This window comes from Enterobacter sp. PL1 (assembly GCF_945957325.1).
Taxonomy (GTDB): Bacteria; Pseudomonadota; Gammaproteobacteria; order Enterobacterales; family Enterobacteriaceae; genus Enterobacter; species Enterobacter roggenkampii.
Genome location: NZ_CAMFKT010000004.1, coordinates 1 through 19,839, shown reverse-complemented (window position 1 = coordinate 19,839; position 19,839 = coordinate 1). Strand labels below are relative to the sequence as shown.

The following is a 19,839-nucleotide window of genomic DNA, read 5'->3' as shown; positions in this document are numbered from 1 at the left end:
TTCGACAGGGTGATTAGCTGCATTCACTCACAGGATATGATTTCTTTTCAGCAGATTGCTAAAAAACTGATATTCTGAACAGAGTTACGTGGTAACACTGAGATCGCAATGAAATATCAACAACTGGAAAATCTCGAAAGCGGCTGGAAATGGAAGTACCTGGTCAAAAAGCACCGTGAAGGGGAGCTGATCACCTGCTACATCGAAGCCAGCGCTGCGCAAGAAGCCGTGGATATTTTGCTGACCCTCGAAAACGAACCGGTACAGGTCAACGGCTGGATTGAGAAACACATTAATCCTGCGTTGTTAAACCGGATGAAGCAAACTATCCGCGCGCGACGCAAACGGCATTTTAATGCTGAGCACCAGCACACTCGCAAAAAATCAATCGACCTGGAATTTGTTGTCTGGCAGCGCCTGGCCGGGCTGGCACAACGACGGGGTAAAACGCTGTCGGAAACCATCGTGCAGTTGATTGAGGATGCAGAACATAAAGAGAAGTACGCCAACCAGATGTCGACACTGAAGAATGACCTTCAGGCGCTGTTGGGTAAAAAGTAGTTTTTTACTTTTCTTCAGACAATAAAAAACCCCGCATTGCGGGGTTTTTTTATAAGACGATAACTTATGCCGCTGGCTGAGTTACAACGTCTTTGATGCCTTTAACTTCGATCTCTACGCGACGATCTGGAGCCAGGCAGTCGATCAGTGCAGCGCGAGCTTTCACGTTGTCACAGGTGTTGCCAGTAACTGGGTTAGCTTCGCCCATACCACGTGGGGAGATCTTGTTAGCTGGGATACCTTTAGAGATCAGGTAATCAACAACAGACTGAGCACGTTTCTCAGACAGTTTCTGGTTGTAAGCGTCAGAACCGATACGGTCGGTGAAGCCCAGAACCACTACAGAACCGTCTTTAGGATCCAGGTTGCTCAGCTGGGTGTACAGCTGATCCAGTGCCTGCTGGCCTTCTGGTTTCAGAGTCGCTTTGTTGAAGTTGAACAGAACGTCAGACTTCAGAGTGAAGTGCTTGGTCTGTACTTCTGGAGCTGGAGCCGGCGCTGGAGCAACAACTGGAGCTGCTTCTTCCTGCTGGCCGAAACGGTAGGAAACACCTACGCTCAGCATGCCGTTGTCTGGACGAACACCAACGGTGTTGCCGTCGCCGATGTTGTTAACCCACTGGTATTCCAGACGGGTAGCGATGTCACGGGTCATAGCCCACTCAACGCCACCAGCGAATACTGGGGAAACACCGGTGTCATGGTCGTCGCCAGCGATGCTGTTGCTGGAGTCAGCGCGCCATACCATGCCGCCCAGACGGGTGTACACGTCCAGATCGTCAGTTACTGGGTAACCCAGTTTAGCGGTCAGCTGAACGCCCTGTGCTTTGAAAGCGCCGTTTACGGTGTCGCCTTTGTATGGCATACGACCTAACCAGTCGTAACCCATTTCAAAACCAACATACGGGTTAACCTGATAGCCACCGAACGCACCTGCACCAAGCTGGCTCTCGTGAGTTGGGCCATCATTGTTCAGGCTGCTGTTGTACCAGCCGGTGTCGTGGAACTGAGACCAGCCCAGTTTACCACCTGCATACCAGGTATTATCTTTCGGAGCGGCCTGCGCTACGGTAGCGAAGCCAGCCAGTGCCACTGCAATCGCGATAGCTGTCTTTTTCATTTTTTGCGCCTCGTTATCATCCAAAATTCGCCATGAAAGTCTCAAGAGAGAATCACGGTTAAATCCTTCACCGGGGGGCGTGGTCAAATATAAATCTACCGATATCTTCGGCTTAGGCCGAGCACCCCTGGCGATGTAAAGTCTACAACGTAGCTGAAAACTTACAAGTGTGAAGTCCGTCAGGCATATGAAAAAAAAAGTTCCGTATACCGATTATTTAACATTTTTTGAACGAATTTTGTGCAATAAAATTAAGGAGAACCGCACCAGACAAGCCTTGCCGCAATTTTAAGGCCGGGAACTAAAATCCCATCTTGCGGTCAAAAAAAATTCCAGGAAAAATCTTAATTTCACTCAATGATACAAATTTGAGTGAATTTTTAGCCCTGAAAGTTGTCCTCTGCGGTAAGAATCCGATCGAACCGGACGCATAATGAACCCGATCGCATTCCCTTCTTCAGCGGCTTCAGTCAGTCGGAAATGTTCCTCTTCCGTCAATTCTTCCGGTAACCAACCAATCACCACGCTGTAATTTCCTGTGCGTAACGCGCGGATCATCGACTCAACGGTATCGCAAGGCGAAAGTTGATTAATCTGCATGACCTTGGTCAGCGGAAGGCCTGCGGATTGAACCCACTCGCGACTCAGCTTTTGCTGAGGCGTGAGCCAAAGCTGCCAGCGCGATTGCTGACCGAGCTGTTGTAATAATGGCAGTAAAAGAAGTTGCGTTAACAAGGGCTGGTCTTCACGATAAACCACTTCACTGATAAGCCCTGTGGAAACACGCTCGACGGAATTCTGCGCGACATTGCCTGCAGCAGAAGAGAGAGAGATTGCGCGATTTGCATAGCCTGAAGTGTGCATATTCATTCCAGCCCTGTAGTTACTGTATGGATATACAGTAACCCCTGTATGCCCAAAGATCAACCTCATTTTCGGAAAGCGACTCGCAAAATTCATTCAATCTTGATGCCCCTCGAAAAATCATCTTGCTCAACGACGATAAGTTGCCTATTTTCCTGCTAACGGATCCGCTAGTAAGAAATTTCGTTGTTAGCCTATGATTTTGAAGGGAAATATCATGAAAAAGATATCTTATGAACGGATTTATAAATCCCAGGAATACCTCTCTCCGTTAGGCGAGATTCATCATCGCGCGCTGTTTGGCGGTTACACCCTGGCAGTGGATGATGCGGTCTTTGCCATGGTGTCCGATGGCGAACTTTACCTTCGCGCGTGTGAAGAGAGTGCAAAATACTGTGTAAAAAATGCTTCCTCCTTCTTGACGTTGATGAAGCGAGGCCGCCCGGTGCTGCTCAACTATTATCGTGTGGATGACGGATTATGGCAGGACAGGGAGCGGTTGCTTCAGCTCTCCTCGTTTGCACTCAGTGCGGCTAGGAAAGAACGCTACCAGCGTCATCAACGAACCCGTCTTAAGGATCTGCCGAACCTGACCTTTCAGCTTGAAGTCTTGCTCTTTGAAGCCGGTATCACCAATGAAGAAACGCTGCGGGCGCTGGGTGCCAGAGCGAGCTGGCTGAAGATGCGGGCAAAGAATAAAGCACTCAGTATAAAAGTGCTCTTTGCGCTGGAAGGGGCTATCGAAGGGCTGCATGAGGCGGCACTCCCGGCAGGTATCCGCCGGGAGCTGACGGAGTGGTTTAATGCGCTGCCTGAGCCGCAGGAGAGTCGTTCCTCCAGGTAGCGATGTGCTGTTGCAGACGGCAAATTTCAGGCAGCAGAGCGATCAGCAGGCCTATCTGCTGAAGAACCAGCGGCGCTTTGCTGTCATTTCCCGGGTCAAGATGCGCAATGCGTTGAGCCAGTTCATCCAGAGCCTGTCGAACGCGCGGTTCATCGGCCGGGCGGTGATGAAGCGCATCATCGACATAGCAGACGGCGTCATCGAGGAGGTTGAGAACCGCCGGGTTAGTGAGCTTCTCGCGGTGGGCCCCCAGCGTCGAAATATAGCTGGTAAAGGTATGGTTCAGGCAGAGCAGGCGGAACGCTGTCTCACGAATCTCGGCCGTGGCGCCCGGCTCCGTTGACATGTTCGAGACAACGGAGGCCAGTTCAGCATCACTGTTGTGCGCGTCGCGACGTGCTATCCGGTAAGCCAGACGGTTATCGCGGCCCTGGTGGTACTGCTCCAGAATTGCGTCAAGGTAACGACAGTTGGCATTCATCGCCCTGTCTACCACGCGCGGCAAATTGCGAAAACGCCAGTCCGGCCAGATAAAGCTGACCGCGGCCCAGGCAATCGCGCAGCCAATCAGCGTATCAATCACGCGGGGCAGGGCGACTTCAAACCCTTCACCCAGCAGATTAAAGCAGAGCAGCACCAGCAGCGTGATGAACATGGTGGCATGGGCGTACTGCACGTTGCGAAACGCGAAAAACAGCACGCCGGTGATCACGATCAGAATCAGCTGCCCTTCGACGGAAGGCACGAAATAAAGCACCGGCAGGCCGATTGCGACGCCGACCAGCGTGCCGATAATACGCAGCGCCAGGCGGTGTCGGGTGGCGTTATAGTTCGGCTGGCAGACGAACAGGCTGGTCAGCAGGATCCAGTAGCCATGATGCAGCCCGGTTATCTGGATAAAGGCATAACCCACGCACAGCACCAGCGACATTCTCACCGCGTGGCGGAAGAGAGCCGACTCCGGGGTAAAGTTGCGGCTCAGGCGTAGCCACATATCGCTAAAACTGTGCACGCTGTCATCAGCAAGCTGATTGTCGACTTCACTGCCCGGAAGCGCCATCGCCTGCTCGGACTCGATGGTCGCCAGCTGTGCGTCAATCGCCCGCAGGTTGTTCAGCAGAAAGCCCAGCGCTTTAATGTGTTCCGGTGACGTTCCGCTGGCCTGAACGCGGTCGAGTGCCGCATCAAGATGGCTAAATACGCGTTCAAAACGTGGGTCATGCTGATAGGGCGTGCGCAGCAGAATGGAGCGCGAGAGCTGCTGGCACGCCTGGGACTGCATGGAGAGCAGGCGCTGGAAGCGGAACATCACGTCACTGTAGCGGAACTTCTCGCGCAGGGCGGCATACTGGACGTGCGAGGAGCTGGCGCGTTCATGAATGTCCTGGGCGGCAAAATAGTAGTGTAAGGTTCTTCGCGTTCCGCGCTGACCGCGATCGCCGCGCAGACGGGTCAGCAGAGAGGCTTTTGTCTGGTTAAGGGTGGCGACCAGTTGACCATTTGCCAGCGCCAGATCGTAGAGCGGCGCCTGGCTTTCTTCCTCGATATCCGGGTCGAACAGCCGGGATTTCAGTTCCAGATAGTGGGCTAGCTGCTCAAAGCTGCGGGCAAGGTTGTCCTGCAGAGGACGAACCGGGAAGATCAGATGACCGGTTAAGGTCAGCAGGTTATACCAGATGGCGCCGAGCAACAGCAGAACAGGCTGCTGGTACCACTGGTCGTAGAGGGATGCGCCCAGCATGGTATAGATGGCAATCAGCAGGGCGCCAAACGCGATAGTGGCATAGCGCTGCCCGAGGCCGCCCAGTAAAATAAACCCGCTGGTTGAGAGCGTCAGACCCAGGGCAAACAGCCAGGGCCAGGGGAAAAGTAACTCAACGGACGCTGACGCAATAAAAAAGCAGACGAGCGTGATGACCAGGTTGCGTAAACGCCCGGCCAGACGATCGTCCAGGTCCGCCAGCGCCCCGGCCACGACGCCCAGCGTGAGCGGGATGGTGAGCTTGACGTCATTCAGCCACCAGGGCAGGGCAACCGTGCCGCAAAGAGCGATAAATATCCTGACGTTATAAAGCCAGGTGCTGTTCCAGGTATAACGGCGAAGCAGTGGGCTTAGCATAAACGCGGCCAGTCCTTAGTTACTGAAAACGACGACGCGCGTTAGCTTCACGCGCCGCCTGGGCCACTTCGACCGGAACAACCCTGCGCCCGACGGGCCAAAGAGCGATAGCGGCGATCTTAAAGTTCGCGATCCCCACCGGAATACCAATAATCGTGATGCACTGCGCAATACCCGCAAAAATATGCATGATGCAGAGCCACCAGCCGAAGAAAATCAGCCACAGAATGTTAAGCAGGGTACCCCCCGTATTCATCAGGGCGTTTTTGCTCTCCGGATTCAGCTCGTCAACGTGGATGGCTTCATTCCCGTAGGGGACGAAGGAGAGTTTTGTGATTTCCCAGCAGGAGCGGGTCAGGGGGAGCGTAAAAATCAGGACGATGCTCACCAGCGTGGCAAAAAGCCAGGAAAGGGTGGTGGCAAAACCGCCCAGCACAAAATTCAACACATTCAGAACGGTACGCATAAACCCTCACTTCCTTTCGATAAAATTAACGCCCAATGATTGTAACGTTTTTTTAGGCTGGAGCACCTTAAAACTGGCAGTTACACTGTCAGGTAAATTATCTCTTCGTGGATTTGGCGGAACATGGAACTGAAAGCAACGTCGTTAGGCAAACGTCTGGCGCAACACCCTTACGACCGGGTGGTTCTCCTTAATGCCGGGGTAAAAGTCTCTGGAGAACGCCACGAATACCTTATTCCGTTTAATCAGCTTCTGGCTATCCACTGCAAACGCGGGCTGGTGTGGGGCGAACTCGAGTTCGTACTGCCTGACGATAAAGTCGTGCGTCTTCACGGCACCGAGTGGACAGAAACCCAGCGTTTCCATCATCACCTGAACGCGCTCTGGCAGCAGTGGAGTCAGGATATGAGCGTGATTGCCGCCGGAGTGCTTCAAAAGGTGCTGGACGATATCGCGCAAAGCAACGCGCAGCATTCGTGGCTCACCCGTCAGCAGACCGCCGGGTTGCAGCAAAAGATCCGGCAGGCACTCTCGGCGCTGCCGTTATCCGTGGCGCGTCTAGAGGAGTTTGACAATTGTCGCGACGCCTGGCGCCAGTGCCAGGCCTGGCTGAATGATAAGGATAAAAGCCGACTCGCCCATAATCAGGCCTGGACGGACGCCATGCTCACCCAATACGCCGACTTTTTCAGTACGGTGGAGTCTTCTCCGCTTAATCCGGCTCAGGCGCGCGCGGTGGTCAACGGCGAGCAGTCGCTGCTGGTGCTGGCGGGGGCCGGTAGCGGTAAAACGTCGGTGCTGGTTGCGCGTGCCGGCTGGCTGTTGACGACCGGGGAAGCGGTCCCCGATCAAATTCTGCTTCTGGCCTTTGGCCGCAAGGCGGCCCAGGAGATGGACGAACGGATCCAGGAACGTCTGCATACCCGGGATATCACGGCCAGAACCTTCCATGCCCTTGCCCTGCATATTATTCAGCAGGGCAGTAAAAAAGTGCCTGCTATCAGTAAACTGGAAAACGACGCGCAGGCGCGCCAGGCGCTGTTTATCAAAACGTGGCGCCAGCAGTGCAGTGAGAAAAAGGCGCAGGCGAAAGGGTGGCGTCAGTGGCTCGAGGAGGAACTCAACTGGGACGTGCCGGAGGGCAGCTTCTGGCAGGATGACAAACTGGCGCGTCGGCTGGGTTCACGGCTTGACCGCTGGGTCAGCCTGATGCGAATGCACGGCGGAACGCAGGCAGAGATGATTGAAAGCGCGCCGGAGGCGATCCGCGATCTGTTTTCGAAGCGGGTCAAGCTGATGGCGCCGCTGCTGAAAGCCTGGAAAACCGCGCTGAAAGCGGAAAATGCCGTCGATTTTTCCGGCCTAATCCACCAGGCCGTCATCATTCTGGAGAAGGGGCGCTTTGTCAGCCCGTGGAAACATATTCTGGTGGATGAGTTCCAGGACATCTCTCCGCAGCGCGCAGCGCTGCTTTCGGCGCTACGGGCGCAAAATAAGCATACCTCGCTGTTTGCGGTGGGTGACGACTGGCAGGCCATCTATCGCTTCAGCGGGGCGCAGCTTTCGCTGACGACCGCGTTCCACCACTATTTTGGCGAAGGCGATCGCAGCGATCTGGACACCACCTACCGCTTCAATTCACGGATTGGTGAAATCGCCAACCGCTTTATCCAGCAGAACCCGCATCAGCTGGCAAAGCCGCTCAATAGCCTGCGGGCAGGGGATAAAAAAGCTGTGACCCTGCTGGCGGAAGACCAGCTGGAACCGCTGCTGGACAAGCTCAGCGGCTACGCGAAGCCTGATGAACGTATCCTGGTGCTGGCACGATACCATCACCTCAAACCCGAGGCGCTGGAAAAGGCGGCCACCCGCTGGCCGAAGCTGCAGCTTGAATTTATGACGATTCACGCCAGCAAAGGGCAGCAGGCCGACTATGTGATTGTCATGGGGCTGAAAGAGGGGAGCGACGGTTTCCCGGCCCCGGCCCGCGAGTCGGTCATGGAGCAGGCCCTGCTGCCGGTGCCGGAAGACTTTCCGGATGCCGAAGAGCGGCGTTTGCTGTATGTGGCGATGACCCGCGCGCGCCATCGCGTGTGGCTGCTGTTCAATAAAGAAGGGCCATCCGTGTTTGTCGATATTTTGAAGAGTATTGATGTGCCGGTGGCGCGGAAGCCATAACGACGAAGTGTAAGGATGGGTAGGCCGGGTAAGGCGTAGCCGCCACCCGGCAAAAAAAGCTACTTCAGTCTCTCTGAAAGATAACGCTGATAGTCCGGAATAAGGATATCTACCGGCGAGTTAAACTGCGGCGATTCGATGATGAAATCCGCTGTCGAGAGGTTTGTCGCCACCGGAATATTCCACACCGTCGCCAGGCGCAGCAGGGCCTTGACGTCCGGGTCGTGCGGAACCGCGTTTAGCGGGTCCCAGAAGAAGATCAGCACATCAATCTTCCCTTCGGAAATCTGTGCGCCGACCTGCTGATCGCCGCCCATCGGGCCGCTCAGCATGGCGTTTACCTCCAGACCCGTTTCGCGCTGGATCAGGTTACCGGTGGTGCCGGTCGCCGACAGGGCGTGCTTTTCCAGTAAAGACTGATGGCGGCGAACCCAGTTAAGCAGCATTTGTTTACAGTGATCGTGCGCTACCAGAGCAATATGTTTGCGTTCCGGGAGCGTGCGTGTTGTCAGTTCCATAATCATATCCATCAGGTTAACTGCCTACACGATGACGGGAACCGTCTGACGCTGCAAGAGAAAGGCGTAAAAAATGTGGCTTATGATGAAGGTTGTTGTTTTGCCCACTGTAAAAACCGGGCCCGCGTGTCGGCATCGGCCTGCTGGAACCAGAATTTAAGGCGCTGTTCCGTCAGGGCCTGGGACTGGGGTGGAATGACGTCCAGTTCAGAGACGCCGGAAAGCAGCGAACTGTCGTCGGCCATCATGGTGGCAAACTGAGGAAGCGACGCGCGTTTACCGGCTTTGTTATAGGTCTGCGTCGCGGCCTCGTAGTCCGGACCTTTCGGTGAAGTCGTCAGCGCCAGAATATCCAGCTTCGCCGGAATCGGCATCGCATCCCCGTCCAGCAGTTCAATGCGGGGAGACGCGTCGAAGGCCGCTGATTCCTTCTCCGTTTCAAGGCGTGGCAGGGTAATATTCACCTGACTGATTTGTCGGGTATTAAAGCTGACGATCAGCGGCGGGGAGATGTACATCCGTTGCTCGTGATTGGCCAGACCGATCGATTTTTCTAACCGGAATACCAGCTGATGCGGTCCGTTATCCAGCTCGATACTGTCCGCACCGCGCAATAACGAACTGGAGACCTTTTTTCCGTCCAGTACCAGAAGATCAATATCGGTAGAGAGCCGGAGCGTGGTCGCAAAAACGCAGACCGGCATCACTAATGCAATCAGAGCAGTGGCAATACCGGTTTTCATAGAAGGCTCCCGTCAGAAATCCTGTCGCCGCATTAATGTATCTAAATTTTTCGATAATCACGTTTACTAACATATAGACATATTTGGCCGTTTTGCCCTCATGCATCGGTATGGGATGGATGGTTGAGATGTGCGGTTTGGCGTACACTTTTAAAAAAGCCAGGAGAAAAACCATGAAAGAGAACGATATTGCCGAGATTCTGACATCCACGCGTACCATTGCGCTGGTGGGCGCGAGCGATAAACCCGATCGTCCCAGCTATCGGGTGATGAAATACCTTCTCGATCAGGGCTATCACGTCATCCCGGTCTCGCCAAAAGTGGCGGGGAAAACCTTACTGGGCCAGCAGGGTTATGCCACGCTCGCTGACGTGCCGGAAAAAATTGATATGGTCGATGTCTTCCGTAATTCCGAGGCGGCGTGGGAAGTGGCGCAGGACGCTATCGCCGTCGGGGCGAAAACGCTGTGGATGCAACTGGGCGTGATTAACGAGCAGGCTGCCGTGCTGGCGCGGGATGCGGGGCTGAACGTCGTCATGGATCGCTGTCCGGCGATCGACATCCCCCGTCTGGGGCTGGCGAAGTAATAAAAAAAAGCCCGTTCATCGGGCTTTTTTTACACGCTTAGTTCCGCAGGCGCGGAGCCTGTAACTGTTTGCGGATAGTCTGAGCAAGTTCATCCATAGTGGGTTGCTCCGGATGCTCTTCCTGCAGCTCGCTGCTTAGCTGCGCTTCGGCAAGGTAGGTGTGGACGGGTTGCCCGTCGTCACCTTCCATCACCACATGGTACCAGGGTGCAGCGCGAAGCTCTGCGTTCACCGCCAGCTCGTCTGCTGACGGCTCATCAAGGGAATACTCCGGGTCGATATCCACGACCACACCCAAATACCCGAGCAAAGTGTGGCGGACCTGCTGGCCGATACCGAATTTGCTGGCAATCATAGTCACCTCCCGGGAAATACGACTTACACGTTATGTGCGGGCAATATTTCTCTTTTCAAGTTACATGACGCGACAGGCAAACCCTTTCAGATACAGTCCTTCCGGGTAGGTAGCAATCACGGGGTGATCGGCTGCCTGACGGAACTGCTCTATAAATTGTACATCACGGCCAGCATCTATTGCGGCATCAGCGATGATTTTCTGAAATAAATCTGTGGTCATCAGGCCGGAGCAGGAGAAGGTGAGCAGAACCCCGCCCGGGTTCAGCAACTGGATAGCCAGCATGTTGATATCTTTATATCCGCGGCAGGCGCCCATCAGCTGGCTTTTGTTCTCCACAAACTTTGGTGGATCCATCACGATGACGTCGAACTTCTCGCCCTGGTCGCGGTATTTACGCAGCAGCTTGAAGACGTCGTCGCGTATAAATTCGGCTTTGCTCAAGTCCAGTTTGTTCAGCTCGACGTTCTGTTTTGCCACGTCCAGCGCTTCCTGCGAGGTATCCACGCTGACCACCTGGGCACAGCCGCCCATCAGCGCCGAAACGGCAAACCCACCGGTGTAGGAGAAGCAGTTGAGCACGCGTTTGTCGGCAACGTACTGACGCGTCGCGAGACGGCTGTCGCGCTGGTCAAGGTAGTAACCCGTTTTGTGCCCGCCCTGAATATCCACCAGCAGCTTCATGCCGTGCTCTTCAATTGGCAGCAGGGCAGGCGGCAGTTCACCCGTGACCGGCCCCTGAGTCAGCTCCATGCCTTCTTTTTTGCGCACCGCCACATCGCTGCGGTCGTAAATGGCGCACTGCGGGAACAGCGTTTGCAGCGCGCTAATCAGCGCAGCGCGCTGGTATTCCGCCCCGGCGCTCAGGAGCTGCAGCACCAGGAAGTTACCGAAGCGATCGATGGTCACGCCCGGCAGGCCGTCAGACTCACCGGCAATCAGGCGGTAGCTGTCCAGCCCGTCGCGTTTAGCCAGCCAGTCGCGCCACTGCTGCGCCTGCTGCAGACGGCGGACGAAGAAGTCGATGTCGATGGTTTCGTCTTTATCGAATGTCCAGACGCGCGCGCGGATCTGGGAGGCTGGCGAGTAGGCGCCTCGCGCTAACCATTTCCCCTGGTGGTCCACGATATCAATGGTTTCACCGAGGCTGGCTTTGCCTTCCATACGGGCAACCGCGCCGGAAAAGACCCAGGGATGACGGCGCAGTAAGGATTTCTCGCGCCCTTTGGCTAACACTAAACGTACACTCATAATTTGCTGTTCTGTCGATTTCAGGGAAATGGCGCGTAGAGTAGCACATTCAGCAAGGCGCAATCATCTGCGGATGCCGTTGAGCGTTTCGGCACAAAATCAAATCGCTTAAGCACATTACGGCACTGCGGCGGGATATACAGTGGGATTCCAGTTCAGCAAAGGAAACCCCCCATGAAAAAGCGCAGTGTCATCACAATAGCCGCTCTGACGGCAATGAGTTTTCAGGTTTTAGCCGCAACGCCTTTCAGCATGACCAGCCGGGATATTTCCGGCGACCGGCGGTTAGCGCCACAGCAGGTGTTTGAGGGATTTGGCTGCCACGGTGGTAACCAGTCCCCGCAGCTGGCGTGGACAAATCCGCCCACGGGTGCGAAAAGTTTTGCCATTACGGTCTATGACCCGGATGCGCCTACCGGCAGCGGCTGGTGGCACTGGACAGTAGCCAACATTCCCGTGAAGACAATGACGCTGCCCGCTGATGCCGGTAACCCAAATGGCGAAAAATTACCTGCTGGCGCTGTGCAGGGGCGTAATGATTTCGGTTATTCTGGATTCGGCGGCGCATGTCCGCCCGCAGGCGATAAGCCTCACCGCTATCAGATGACCGTCTGGGCGCTGGACGTGGATACCCTGCCCGTCGACAACAATGCGAGCGGCGCGCTGGTCGGCTTTATGCTCAATAGTCACGTTCTGGCAAAGGCTCAGTTAACCGCAACCTACAGCAGATAAGGATGAACCGGTGCAGGAGTTCCATTTTCGACATAAACATCTCACGGCGGGTGAAGTGAGTGCCAGCAAAATGCATCGCCTGCACCAGGTTAAGCTCTTTTTCCCGGCGATTTGCCATATCACTCACGGCAGTAAGGTGATTGTGCAGGACGATAACCGCCTGGTGGCCACCCGGGATGAACTCATCATTATCCCTGCCAATACGGCAATGGAGATCATCAATCAGCCTGCAAACGGTCTGTTTCACTCGGACTTGCTGATGTTATCGCCGGAAATCGTTGCCGAGTTTAAAGCGCATTACCTGAAATCCTGGCCGCGCACGACGCTGCATTCGCTCTGCGCTCCGCTGAGCGAGGGGCTGGCGTTTATGTGGGATAACCTGCTGCACGCCGTGCGTCAGGATTTACCGGAGGCGCTGCAAAAACATCAGGCCTTCGGTCTGTTGCTGGCATTGCTGCATGACGGCGTGGCAGGTCCGCTGCTTATCGAGCGAAGCAATAACCTGACCGAGCAGGTGCGACAGTTCATTATGCTGTCGCCCGCCAGAGCCTGGACCGCGCAGGACGTCGCCAGCCGTCTGGCCCTGAGCGTGCCGACGCTGCGCAGACGGTTACGCGAGGAATCACAGAGTTTTCGCCAGATTGTCGAGGAGGTGAGGATGGCCGTGGCTTTGTCACAGTTACAGTCAACCCGATTACCGATCGGCGAAATCGCATTACAATGTGGGTATCTGTCCAGCTCTCGTTTCACCGCCCGTTTCCGGCAGCACTACGGCTGTTTGCCGAAAACGCTACGTTAAGGAGAAGAAGAATGTCTAAAGTCTGCACTATTGCCTGGGTTCACGGCGTCGTTCAGGGCGTGGGTTTCCGCTACAGTACCCAGCGCGAAGCGATTGAGCTTGGGCTAACGGGATACGCGCGCAACATGGATGACGGCAGCGTTGAGGTGGTCGCCTGTGGCGAAGCAGAGCAGGTTGACAAGCTGGTGGCGTGGCTGAAAGCGGGTGGGCCGCGCAGCGCGCGGGTTGATAAGGTCTTAACGGAACCCCATCAACCGGGGCGCGAATACGTCAACTTCGGTATTCGGTATTAAATACACTTCACCGGCTTAGGCAGGCCGGCAATTTTGGTGGCCTGTTTTGCCGGACCTTTCGGGAACAGACGATAGAGATAGCGGCTGTTGCCTTTCTCTTCACCGAACTTATTGGCCATCGCCTTGACCAGCATGCGGATGGCCGGAGAGGTGTTGAACTCGAGATAAAACTCGCGCACAAAACGCACCACTTCCCAGTGTTCGGGGGAAAGAGTAATCCCTTCGTTTTCCGCAATTTTCTCCGCCAGCGGTTCGCTCCAGAGCGTTGTATCTTTCAGATAGCCTTCGCTATCGGTCTCAATTTCCTGGCCTGCAAAAATGAACATAATCTTCTGTCGTAGGTGAAAAATCGGCGACAGTGTAGCAAAAAAGCGGGCTCAGGATAAACCGTGACCTACAGGAGCAGCTGAAGCAGGTTGTTGGCATTGAGCTTCTTCAGCGCGTTGCATTTATGGGTTGAAACCTGTTTCTCCGACATGTGCGTCACGATGGCAATGTGGCGGACCGGCAACCCGGTCAGCATCAGATCGAGCACGTTGAATTCAGGAACGGTCAGGCAGCAGTCCAGGCTTCGAACGCGGCGTGGCTCTTTTGCCAGCAAATACGCCGCATCGGCAACGGCGATCCGGTCGTCGATGATATAAAGCGTTAGCGTACTGAAACGCTTGCGTAAATGCGTCGCCAGCGCCCACCCCTTTTCGTTGCAGACCAGATAAAGACTGCCTTTCCAGCGGGCGGCTTCCAGCCTGAGCAAAATATTGATCAGCGCCTGATGCGTCGCCGCCACGGAAAAACGGCAGCGGACGACAATCACGCGGCGGGTAAGCAGCGTTGGCTGCCATTGTACGGTATCGCTCTGGACCTCTAACTGAACGCCCCGACGCAGCAGCGCATAGCGCAGTCCTTCGGCGTAAAATCGATTATTGTCGAGAATGGCGTAACTCACGGTGACCTCGTTATAACGTGCTGGGCGTATAGATGACGCGCAGCGTGCCGGTATAGTCGCCCGCGTTTTTGCTGCTGGCGGCGAACGCGGGGGTTTTCAGGATAATTGGCGCAGGAATGCACAGTACGCTCTCGCGTCCGCCGGGCAGCACGACCTGACGCAGATACTGCGGATCGTTAGTGCCTTGCCAGACTACGGTTTTACCGTTCGCGACGGTTTCGGTTGCGCCTGTGACGGGATGGGTAACGGAGACCTGATAGTCGAGACGGTCCCGCGCATCCGTCTGGCTTCCACCGCGCCGCCGGATAGAAAACGCGCCTTCGGCACGTTCCGCAGAGGGAAGCCCGTCATCTTCAAAACGAAGATAGGCGCGGGTGCTGGTGCTGTTTTTGCCGTCGTACAGGCACATATCCAGCGTGTTTTCCCCCTTGATCTCGCTGCCCCCGGGGCGCCCCGGGAAGTTGGTCAGGTTGAGGTTAACGATGGGCGTGGAGTGCGGAAAGGCTGGCAGATAAATCTGCTGGTTTCCCGGGTCGACCACCTCAATGCGAATATTTGCCTGCCATTTGGCGATGGTGAGATAGCCAGGACAGCCGACATTCACGTCATTGAAGTTGCCGCCGCAGTCGGCGCTTCCCCACTGGCGCAGGTTCTGCTTCAGCGTGGCGGTCCAGATCCCCGGCAGGGCGAGCTTATCCAGTTCGCTTTTCACGATATAGAAATCGAAGTAGGGCTCTCTGTTCCAGTTAGCAATTTCCGTCGTCCCTCCCGTGACAAAGCTGGCAAAGGTGAACACTTTATTGTTGATAAACATGTAGTGATCGCCATACACCTTGATATTCACCGTCTTGCCGGTAAGGGAATGGGTAAACGCTAAATTGATGGCATAAGGCGCGGCCGGGTTCGCCGAGAACCAGACCGGTGAGTTCATGCAGGCGCCGTTCGTGGTATCGGTACGGGACTGACAGGTCAGGGTATTGCGCCCCCACTTTTGCGGATCGGCGGCGTCAAAGCCGCCCGATTCATGAAACCAGATGTCAAAACGCGCGGGCGGCGCGGTGCGATCGAAGCTGATCCCTACGCTGGTATTTCGTCCCGCGGGAGAGCCTGCCAGCGTCTGGCTGGCCCACAGGCTTAAGAACAGAAAAATAAAGAGGCACTTAATCACATCATTTCCCTTTAGTGAGGCTATCGGTGTTCATGGCAGTCGGTCCAGCAGGGACCGACCGTCCGGCCAGCATCAGCTGTGCCTGCTGCTGGACGGCATCCGGCAGGGCGGAGAAGGTTAACTCCTTACAGGGGATCGACCCGACGTAACGCACCACGTCGCGCATACTCTTCACGTTCAGCGCACACTGATAAAACTGCTGCTGACGCACCAGGTAGAGGTGATGCAGCAGGGCGTCGCTTTGGGCGCTAAACCCGCCGTTGCCAAGGTCGCTCCAGCCGTTCACGTTCAGCGGCACGCCGCCGATAAACGGCGAATGACGCTCGTCGGTTAACTGGCCGAGCCAGGTGTAGCTTGCGGTGGTTTGCACGTCCCGACGCAGCAGTTTGCCAGGCACCATAAACAGCGTTCTGCTGCCCGATCCTTGCGTGATTTCACTGCTGGCTCCTCGTGAGACATCCAGCGATTCGTTAACCGTCAACGTTGTCTGCTGATAGCCCGGCACCGCGAAGAGGGCGCGGCTATTGCCTGGAATATCGGCACTGCCGCCGTTATCCAGCGACACGGCGACGCGCGGATCCTGAGCATCTTCCGGCGTGATCACGTTCACCGCGACGGCGGAAGCAGGGCGACCGTCGCTCCAGCGGCCCAGCCACAGGCCAGAGCGGGACAGCGCAAACGTCGAGCTGTAGTTGCCGCTGCTGCTCAGCGTATGGCGACGATCCTGACGATCCCAGGCGTCGCTGACGGTCAGACTCCCGTTGCCATATCGTCCGCCCTGGCGCGTATAGGCTGAGGTATTCAGCGAGTCGCTGTTAATGCCCGACGCGCTGAGGCCGTACTCATTTTCGCCGCGGGCATCGGCATACCAGTTATGCGCCACGTTGTAGCTCAGCTGGTTTTTTTCACGTTGCTGATGCTGCCATGTCGCGCCCAGAGAGGTGTAGCTTGACGCATCGCCCTGGCGGTTATGCGCCATGGACAGGCTCACGCTCAGGTAGCCGCCTTTATCCCTGCCTTCGCGGGCGTCATCGTTACGCATAAACAGGTTAATGCTGCTGTTAATGTTCAGGCCATGGGTGCTGAAGGCATTGCTCAGGCCAGCCTGCCAGGCCCGCGTGCGCGAGCGGGTCATATAGACCGATTCCCACGGCAAACCCGCATCGTGGCGATCGTCACTGTCCGGCAGCTCCCGGCGTGAAACGTACCGGCCTTCGTTGCGGTTATCCGAATACCCCAGGCTCGCATACCAGGCGCCGACCGGGACGGAGAACATCACCGAGAGGGTGCGATAACAGCCGTTCACGGCGTCAAATCCCGCGTTTTGGGTGTTGCAGTTTTCAGCGGATAACGCGTTGCGATAGACGCTCAAAGAAAAACCGTCGTTGTAGCTGATTTGCTGAATATTGCCGCGCTGGCCTTCGCTGCCGTAGAGGTAGCTAAACCGGGTACTCAGCACGCCATCGATCGGGCCCGCGTTGAAGCCCCGGCTCCAGTCGAGCGCGTTCTCCAGGAAACGCTGGTTTTTCTTGAACGTTGCGCCGCTGGTCAGCGCCAGCGTCGGGGTGACGGGCAGACGAACGCCCGCCTGCGCAACCGCGCGGCGCTCTTCGTTTTGATCGCTATTATCGGTTTCGCCCGCCTGCAGGAACCACTCGACGCGGTCGAATGGCGTAATGCCGGTTCGGGTAAACGGCACCTGCTCGGTGCGCGTCAGCCGGTTATTTTCATAGATGGAGAGCGTCACGGTGTAGCTTCCGTCCGGGAACGATCGCGTGTCCAGGGTTTGCGCCCCGGCATTCAGATAGAAGCTCGCCAGCAGCTGATTGCCCCGGCGGGCGTCGATACGCGCGTCATGGGAAAGCAGCACGGTAACAGGGGTTCCCTTCGACTGCTGAACCGGGTTCATCCACGCCCGTGTTGAACCCGTGCGCAGGCCGCGAATTTTGCCCAGCGGCAGCTGGCTGAGGGTGATATTCCCGCCGGCATTGCTGAACAGATCGCGGGTATCCATCTCGCCTGCCTGGACGTAGTACTGACGCAGGATATCCTGGCGGAACCAGGCGTTGTTGACGGTGACCTCCTGCTGCTGCTGGTGCCGTGAACGCTGCCCCAGCCAGGTCCAGTCGAGATTTACATAGCCGTCCTGGGTGAGCGCCAGCGCGCCGTTGCCCTGCACGGTGGCCGACTGATAATCCCTGTCGGCAACGAAGTTAATGTTTTGTTGATGGATCAGCGCATTTTCGGTGCCGTGCGTGGGCTGATACCATGTGTTCTCTGCCGTCTGCTTAGGCAGAAATTTCTTGTCCAGGAACAGGTTAATGCGGGCGTTATTCTCGTCATAAATAATGGCCGCGCGATCGGTATTGATGTAATCGCAGCCCGCTGCGGAGCCGTTGCTGCTGCAGGCTAGGTTGCCGTTACGGGCAAGCGGAACGGCCAGCGCGGCAGAGACGGTGGCAACGAGGGATGGGGCGTCATTAAACCGGCGTTTGATGGCCGCTACCACGTTCTCAGGTGCGACAAAGCTCACCGTTTCAAGCGTGATATCCGTTTCAAAAAGGCCCAGCGATTCGCCGTAGAGGTTCACCTCGGTCCACAGGCGCTGCGTCTTTGCCAGATCTTCAAAACCTGGTGGGACGGCCAGCCCGGCGCAGGCGAGTTGGATGGAAGCGGGTAACAAAGCAACAAAGAGGAGAGTATTTCTGTGAAACGCCATGAACGAGCCTCGACATCATCCTGACGTCAGAGGGTGGGCACCCTCTGACGTTATTCCTTAGGTGCTATGGTGTTACGCACCGCCTTCCGTGGTCGTCGCCTGCGTCAGCATCAGGCTAACAACGCCGCTGTACTGACCGGTTTTCAGAATGCCTTTGGTGGTCTGGGAAATGGTCAGCGGCAGTACCGCAGAACCGTTTTCAATGCTCCCCGGGAACAGTTCGGTACCGGTGTATTCAACATCTGTGGTAGAGAGGGTTTTATCGCCCAGCTTCACCGTCATAGGGATGGTTTCAGCCCCGTCGGCATTCGCCAGCTTCGCGGCGCTCACCAGACGGACTTTCACGTTGCTGGTGGCGGAGTTAGACCACACCTTGGTATTCAGACGGTAGCTTTCCAGACCGCGGCCAGGCAGGTACTGCATATCGATGCTTGCCGGCAGCGGCGTGTTATCGGCCTGAGTCATATCCAGCTGTGAATCAACGCTGGCGTTGACGGTAATATCTTTTTGAATCGCCAGCGCGCTAACGGACGTGGTCATCGCGGCAACAATCATCAGAGGTTTAAAGTACTTACGCATTGATATCTCCATATTTACAAATGAGCACCCTGGCTCTTTAAACAAACCCTGTGGGGTTTTTACGGTGGCGTCGTGTTATTGCACGACGGGTAAATCAGCTTCTTCAGCGCTTTTATTCAGCCAGTTGAAGTAGCGGAATTTATATTTCTGGCCTTGTACCTTCGTGAGCGTTTTTAATTTCCGTTCGGTGTCCGGATAAATCGTCGCGTCTTCTTTAATCCATCTACACGATGAATCCGCATCACAAACACCGATCTCCCTGAGCGGCACGCGCAACGTGCCGTTGTTTTTTAACGTTCCCCTGAGAGGGTCAATCGTCAGTGAAACCACGCTTTTTTCCGGTGCGAGATGGATCAGGGCGCCCCAGATCACATTGACGCCCAGTCTTGCCGTCGCCGCAGGGCTTTCTGCCTTGCCCGGAATAATGCTGTCAGGCTGCTTTACGCCTTCAAAATAGACGCGCCAGGTCGTCTCTTTTTCCGGTGGTGCAAGCGATACCAGGCGAACCACGCGCATTGCGCCTGCCGCAAGGGCGAATTTTTCCGGTGTGACAACAACGCCACCTTCTTTCCACGAGGCCACATCAATCTCTTTTTCCTGGGGCGTGCCGGGATTAAGAATTTTCTTTTGCCTCACCCGAATGAACTGAATATCATCCGTTTTTGACGCCACCTTAATTTGCGCCGCACCGGACTTATCCACGTTAAGTTCCATGGGATACACGCTCATATTGGCCAGTGCCATTTCTGAGAAAAATGGCAATGACAGCGCGGCGATATAAAAGGCAGTTGTCTTATTCACACTATTTTTTTGTTTCATTTTCTGTCCGCCTGCGTTGAGTTCATTCCCGGCGCATTCACAACGGGACACCCTCTGCTAACGTATTGCTTCAGGGCAGGGAAACTTTAACCAGAACAGCGGTTTGTGAAAATTTGTATTAATTAACTCGTTATATACAGTTTTTTATCCTGCTTTCCTGGCTTTAAGGTTGTATAGG

General features: G+C 55.6%; 21 protein-coding genes. 7 read left to right on the top strand and 14 right to left on the bottom strand.

Annotated elements, in window-relative coordinates; translation table 11 throughout:
* The first annotated feature begins 108 nt into the window (after positions 1-108).
* Positions 109-561, top strand: a complete 453-nt coding sequence (gene matP / locus N6P30_RS04930; RefSeq protein WP_008499929.1) for a macrodomain Ter protein MatP — start codon at positions 109-111, stop codon at positions 559-561.
* A 64-nt stretch (positions 562-625) separates the two neighbouring features.
* Here matP and ompA read toward each other — a convergent pair whose 3' ends face one another.
* Together ompA and sulA are read right to left on the bottom strand one after the other, a co-directional pair.
* The gene (gene ompA / locus N6P30_RS04925; RefSeq protein WP_023292865.1) at positions 626-1,681 is read right to left on the bottom strand and encodes a porin OmpA; all 1,056 of its coding nucleotides are present in this window, start codon (positions 1,679-1,681) and stop codon (positions 626-628) included.
* 354 nt (positions 1,682-2,035) lie between these two features.
* Entirely contained in the window at positions 2,036-2,545 is a 510-nt protein-coding gene (sulA, locus tag N6P30_RS04920; protein ID WP_032637628.1) for an SOS-induced cell division inhibitor SulA, read from the bottom strand.
* 217 nt (positions 2,546-2,762) lie between these two features.
* On the opposite strand from sulA, the gene N6P30_RS04915 reads away from it, so the two are divergent.
* On the top strand, positions 2,763-3,389 hold the full coding sequence (locus N6P30_RS04915; RefSeq protein ID WP_008499926.1) for a TfoX/Sxy family DNA transformation protein: 627 nt from the start codon (positions 2,763-2,765) through the stop codon (positions 3,387-3,389).
* On the opposite strand, the gene yccS is transcribed toward N6P30_RS04915, so the two are convergent.
* Entirely contained in the window at positions 3,346-5,508 is a 2,163-nt protein-coding gene (gene yccS / locus N6P30_RS04910) for a YccS family putative transporter (RefSeq protein ID WP_023292863.1), read from the bottom strand. The genes N6P30_RS04915 and yccS overlap by 44 nt on opposite strands.
* A gap of 19 nt (positions 5,509-5,527) precedes the next feature.
* A complete protein-coding gene (locus tag N6P30_RS04905) occupies positions 5,528-5,974 on the bottom strand; it encodes a YccF domain-containing protein (RefSeq protein ID WP_008499924.1) in 447 nt (148 codons plus the stop codon).
* Between the two features lie 123 nt (positions 5,975-6,097).
* On the opposite strand from N6P30_RS04905, the gene helD reads away from it, so the two are divergent.
* Positions 6,098-8,152: a DNA helicase IV gene (gene helD / locus N6P30_RS04900; RefSeq protein ID WP_023292862.1), complete on the top strand. Its 2,055-nt coding sequence runs from the start codon at positions 6,098-6,100 to the stop codon at positions 8,150-8,152.
* Positions 8,153-8,211: 59 nt separating this feature from the next.
* Here helD and mgsA read toward each other — a convergent pair whose 3' ends face one another.
* Positions 8,212-8,670, bottom strand: a complete 459-nt coding sequence (gene mgsA / locus N6P30_RS04895) for a methylglyoxal synthase (protein ID WP_008499922.1) — start codon at positions 8,668-8,670, stop codon at positions 8,212-8,214.
* 80 nt (positions 8,671-8,750) lie between these two features.
* Positions 8,751-9,413 (bottom strand): curli synthesis inhibitor, encoded by a 663-nt coding sequence (gene csgI / locus N6P30_RS04890; protein ID WP_023292861.1) that lies wholly within the window; start codon positions 9,411-9,413, stop codon positions 8,751-8,753.
* 173 nt (positions 9,414-9,586) lie between these two features.
* Here csgI and N6P30_RS04885 point away from each other — a divergent pair, with 173 nt between their 5' ends.
* Positions 9,587-10,000: a CoA-binding protein gene (locus N6P30_RS04885; RefSeq protein WP_008499920.1), complete on the top strand. Its 414-nt coding sequence runs from the start codon at positions 9,587-9,589 to the stop codon at positions 9,998-10,000.
* Positions 10,001-10,037: 37 nt separating this feature from the next.
* On the opposite strand, the gene hspQ is transcribed toward N6P30_RS04885, so the two are convergent.
* Together hspQ and rlmI are read right to left on the bottom strand one after the other, a co-directional pair.
* Positions 10,038-10,355, bottom strand: coding sequence for a heat shock protein HspQ (hspQ, locus tag N6P30_RS04880; RefSeq protein ID WP_008499919.1), 318 nt, complete (start codon positions 10,353-10,355; stop codon positions 10,038-10,040).
* Between the two features lie 60 nt (positions 10,356-10,415).
* Positions 10,416-11,606, bottom strand: a complete 1,191-nt coding sequence (gene rlmI, locus N6P30_RS04875) for a 23S rRNA (cytosine(1962)-C(5))-methyltransferase RlmI (protein WP_021240853.1) — start codon at positions 11,604-11,606, stop codon at positions 10,416-10,418.
* Positions 11,607-11,780: 174 nt separating this feature from the next.
* On the opposite strand from rlmI, the gene N6P30_RS04870 reads away from it, so the two are divergent.
* The 3 genes from N6P30_RS04870 to yccX are packed head-to-tail and all read left to right on the top strand — an operon-like array spanning position 11,781 to position 13,430.
* The gene (locus N6P30_RS04870; RefSeq protein WP_023292860.1) at positions 11,781-12,338 is read left to right on the top strand and encodes a kinase inhibitor; all 558 of its coding nucleotides are present in this window, start codon (positions 11,781-11,783) and stop codon (positions 12,336-12,338) included.
* Between the two features lie 10 nt (positions 12,339-12,348).
* Positions 12,349-13,137 carry an AraC family transcriptional regulator gene (locus N6P30_RS04865; RefSeq protein ID WP_008499915.1) on the top strand — a complete coding sequence of 263 codons (789 nt, stop codon included), beginning with the start codon at positions 12,349-12,351 and terminating at the stop codon, positions 13,135-13,137.
* 11 nt (positions 13,138-13,148) lie between these two features.
* Complete coding sequence (gene yccX / locus N6P30_RS04860) at positions 13,149-13,430, top strand: acylphosphatase (protein ID WP_008499914.1); 282 nt, start codon at positions 13,149-13,151, stop codon at positions 13,428-13,430.
* On the opposite strand, the gene tusE is transcribed toward yccX, so the two are convergent.
* The 6 genes from tusE to N6P30_RS04830 all read right to left on the bottom strand — a co-directional run bounded on the left by tusE (position 13,427) and on the right by N6P30_RS04830 (position 19,661).
* On the bottom strand, positions 13,427-13,756 hold the full coding sequence (gene tusE, locus N6P30_RS04855; RefSeq protein WP_008499913.1) for a sulfurtransferase TusE: 330 nt from the start codon (positions 13,754-13,756) through the stop codon (positions 13,427-13,429). The genes yccX and tusE overlap by 4 nt on opposite strands.
* Before the next feature lie 68 nt (positions 13,757-13,824).
* Positions 13,825-14,376 (bottom strand): LuxR C-terminal-related transcriptional regulator, encoded by a 552-nt coding sequence (locus tag N6P30_RS04850; RefSeq protein WP_008499912.1) that lies wholly within the window; start codon positions 14,374-14,376, stop codon positions 13,825-13,827.
* 10 nt (positions 14,377-14,386) lie between these two features.
* The gene (locus N6P30_RS04845; RefSeq protein WP_023292859.1) at positions 14,387-15,544 is read right to left on the bottom strand and encodes a CfaE/CblD family pilus tip adhesin; all 1,158 of its coding nucleotides are present in this window, start codon (positions 15,542-15,544) and stop codon (positions 14,387-14,389) included.
* A gap of 1 nt (position 15,545) precedes the next feature.
* Positions 15,546-18,263: a TcfC E-set like domain-containing protein gene (locus N6P30_RS04840; RefSeq protein WP_023292858.1), complete on the bottom strand. Its 2,718-nt coding sequence runs from the start codon at positions 18,261-18,263 to the stop codon at positions 15,546-15,548.
* A 72-nt stretch (positions 18,264-18,335) separates the two neighbouring features.
* Positions 18,336-18,842: a CS1 type fimbrial major subunit gene (locus tag N6P30_RS04835; RefSeq protein WP_023292857.1), complete on the bottom strand. Its 507-nt coding sequence runs from the start codon at positions 18,840-18,842 to the stop codon at positions 18,336-18,338.
* A gap of 75 nt (positions 18,843-18,917) precedes the next feature.
* Positions 18,918-19,661 carry a hypothetical protein gene (locus N6P30_RS04830; protein WP_023292856.1) on the bottom strand — a complete coding sequence of 248 codons (744 nt, stop codon included), beginning with the start codon at positions 19,659-19,661 and terminating at the stop codon, positions 18,918-18,920.
* Between the last annotated feature and the right edge of the window lie 178 nt (positions 19,662-19,839).

Coding starts and splice junctions, on each gene's coding strand:
- yccS (WP_023292863.1), bottom strand. CDS start 5,508: ATGCTAAGCCCACTGCTTCGCCGTTATACCTGGAACAGCACCTGGCTT.
- csgI (WP_023292861.1), bottom strand. CDS start 9,413: ATGAAAACCGGTATTGCCACTGCTCTGATTGCATTAGTGATGCCGGTC.
- rlmI (WP_021240853.1), bottom strand. CDS start 11,606: ATGAGTGTACGTTTAGTGTTAGCCAAAGGGCGCGAGAAATCCTTACTG.
- N6P30_RS04830 (WP_023292856.1), bottom strand. CDS start 19,661: ATGAAACAAAAAAATAGTGTGAATAAGACAACTGCCTTTTATATCGCC.
- N6P30_RS04905 (WP_008499924.1), bottom strand. CDS start 5,974: ATGCGTACCGTTCTGAATGTGTTGAATTTTGTGCTGGGCGGTTTTGCC.
- N6P30_RS04885 (WP_008499920.1), top strand. CDS start 9,587: ATGAAAGAGAACGATATTGCCGAGATTCTGACATCCACGCGTACCATT.
- yccX (WP_008499914.1), top strand. CDS start 13,149: ATGTCTAAAGTCTGCACTATTGCCTGGGTTCACGGCGTCGTTCAGGGC.
- N6P30_RS04870 (WP_023292860.1), top strand. CDS start 11,781: ATGAAAAAGCGCAGTGTCATCACAATAGCCGCTCTGACGGCAATGAGT.
- sulA (WP_032637628.1), bottom strand. CDS start 2,545: ATGCACACTTCAGGCTATGCAAATCGCGCAATCTCTCTCTCTTCTGCT.
- N6P30_RS04840 (WP_023292858.1), bottom strand. CDS start 18,263: ATGGCGTTTCACAGAAATACTCTCCTCTTTGTTGCTTTGTTACCCGCT.
- ompA (WP_023292865.1), bottom strand. CDS start 1,681: ATGAAAAAGACAGCTATCGCGATTGCAGTGGCACTGGCTGGCTTCGCT.
- mgsA (WP_008499922.1), bottom strand. CDS start 8,670: ATGGAACTGACAACACGCACGCTCCCGGAACGCAAACATATTGCTCTG.
- hspQ (WP_008499919.1), bottom strand. CDS start 10,355: ATGATTGCCAGCAAATTCGGTATCGGCCAGCAGGTCCGCCACACTTTG.
- helD (WP_023292862.1), top strand. CDS start 6,098: ATGGAACTGAAAGCAACGTCGTTAGGCAAACGTCTGGCGCAACACCCT.
- tusE (WP_008499913.1), bottom strand. CDS start 13,756: ATGTTCATTTTTGCAGGCCAGGAAATTGAGACCGATAGCGAAGGCTAT.
- N6P30_RS04835 (WP_023292857.1), bottom strand. CDS start 18,842: ATGCGTAAGTACTTTAAACCTCTGATGATTGTTGCCGCGATGACCACG.
- matP (WP_008499929.1), top strand. CDS start 109: ATGAAATATCAACAACTGGAAAATCTCGAAAGCGGCTGGAAATGGAAG.
- N6P30_RS04915 (WP_008499926.1), top strand. CDS start 2,763: ATGAAAAAGATATCTTATGAACGGATTTATAAATCCCAGGAATACCTC.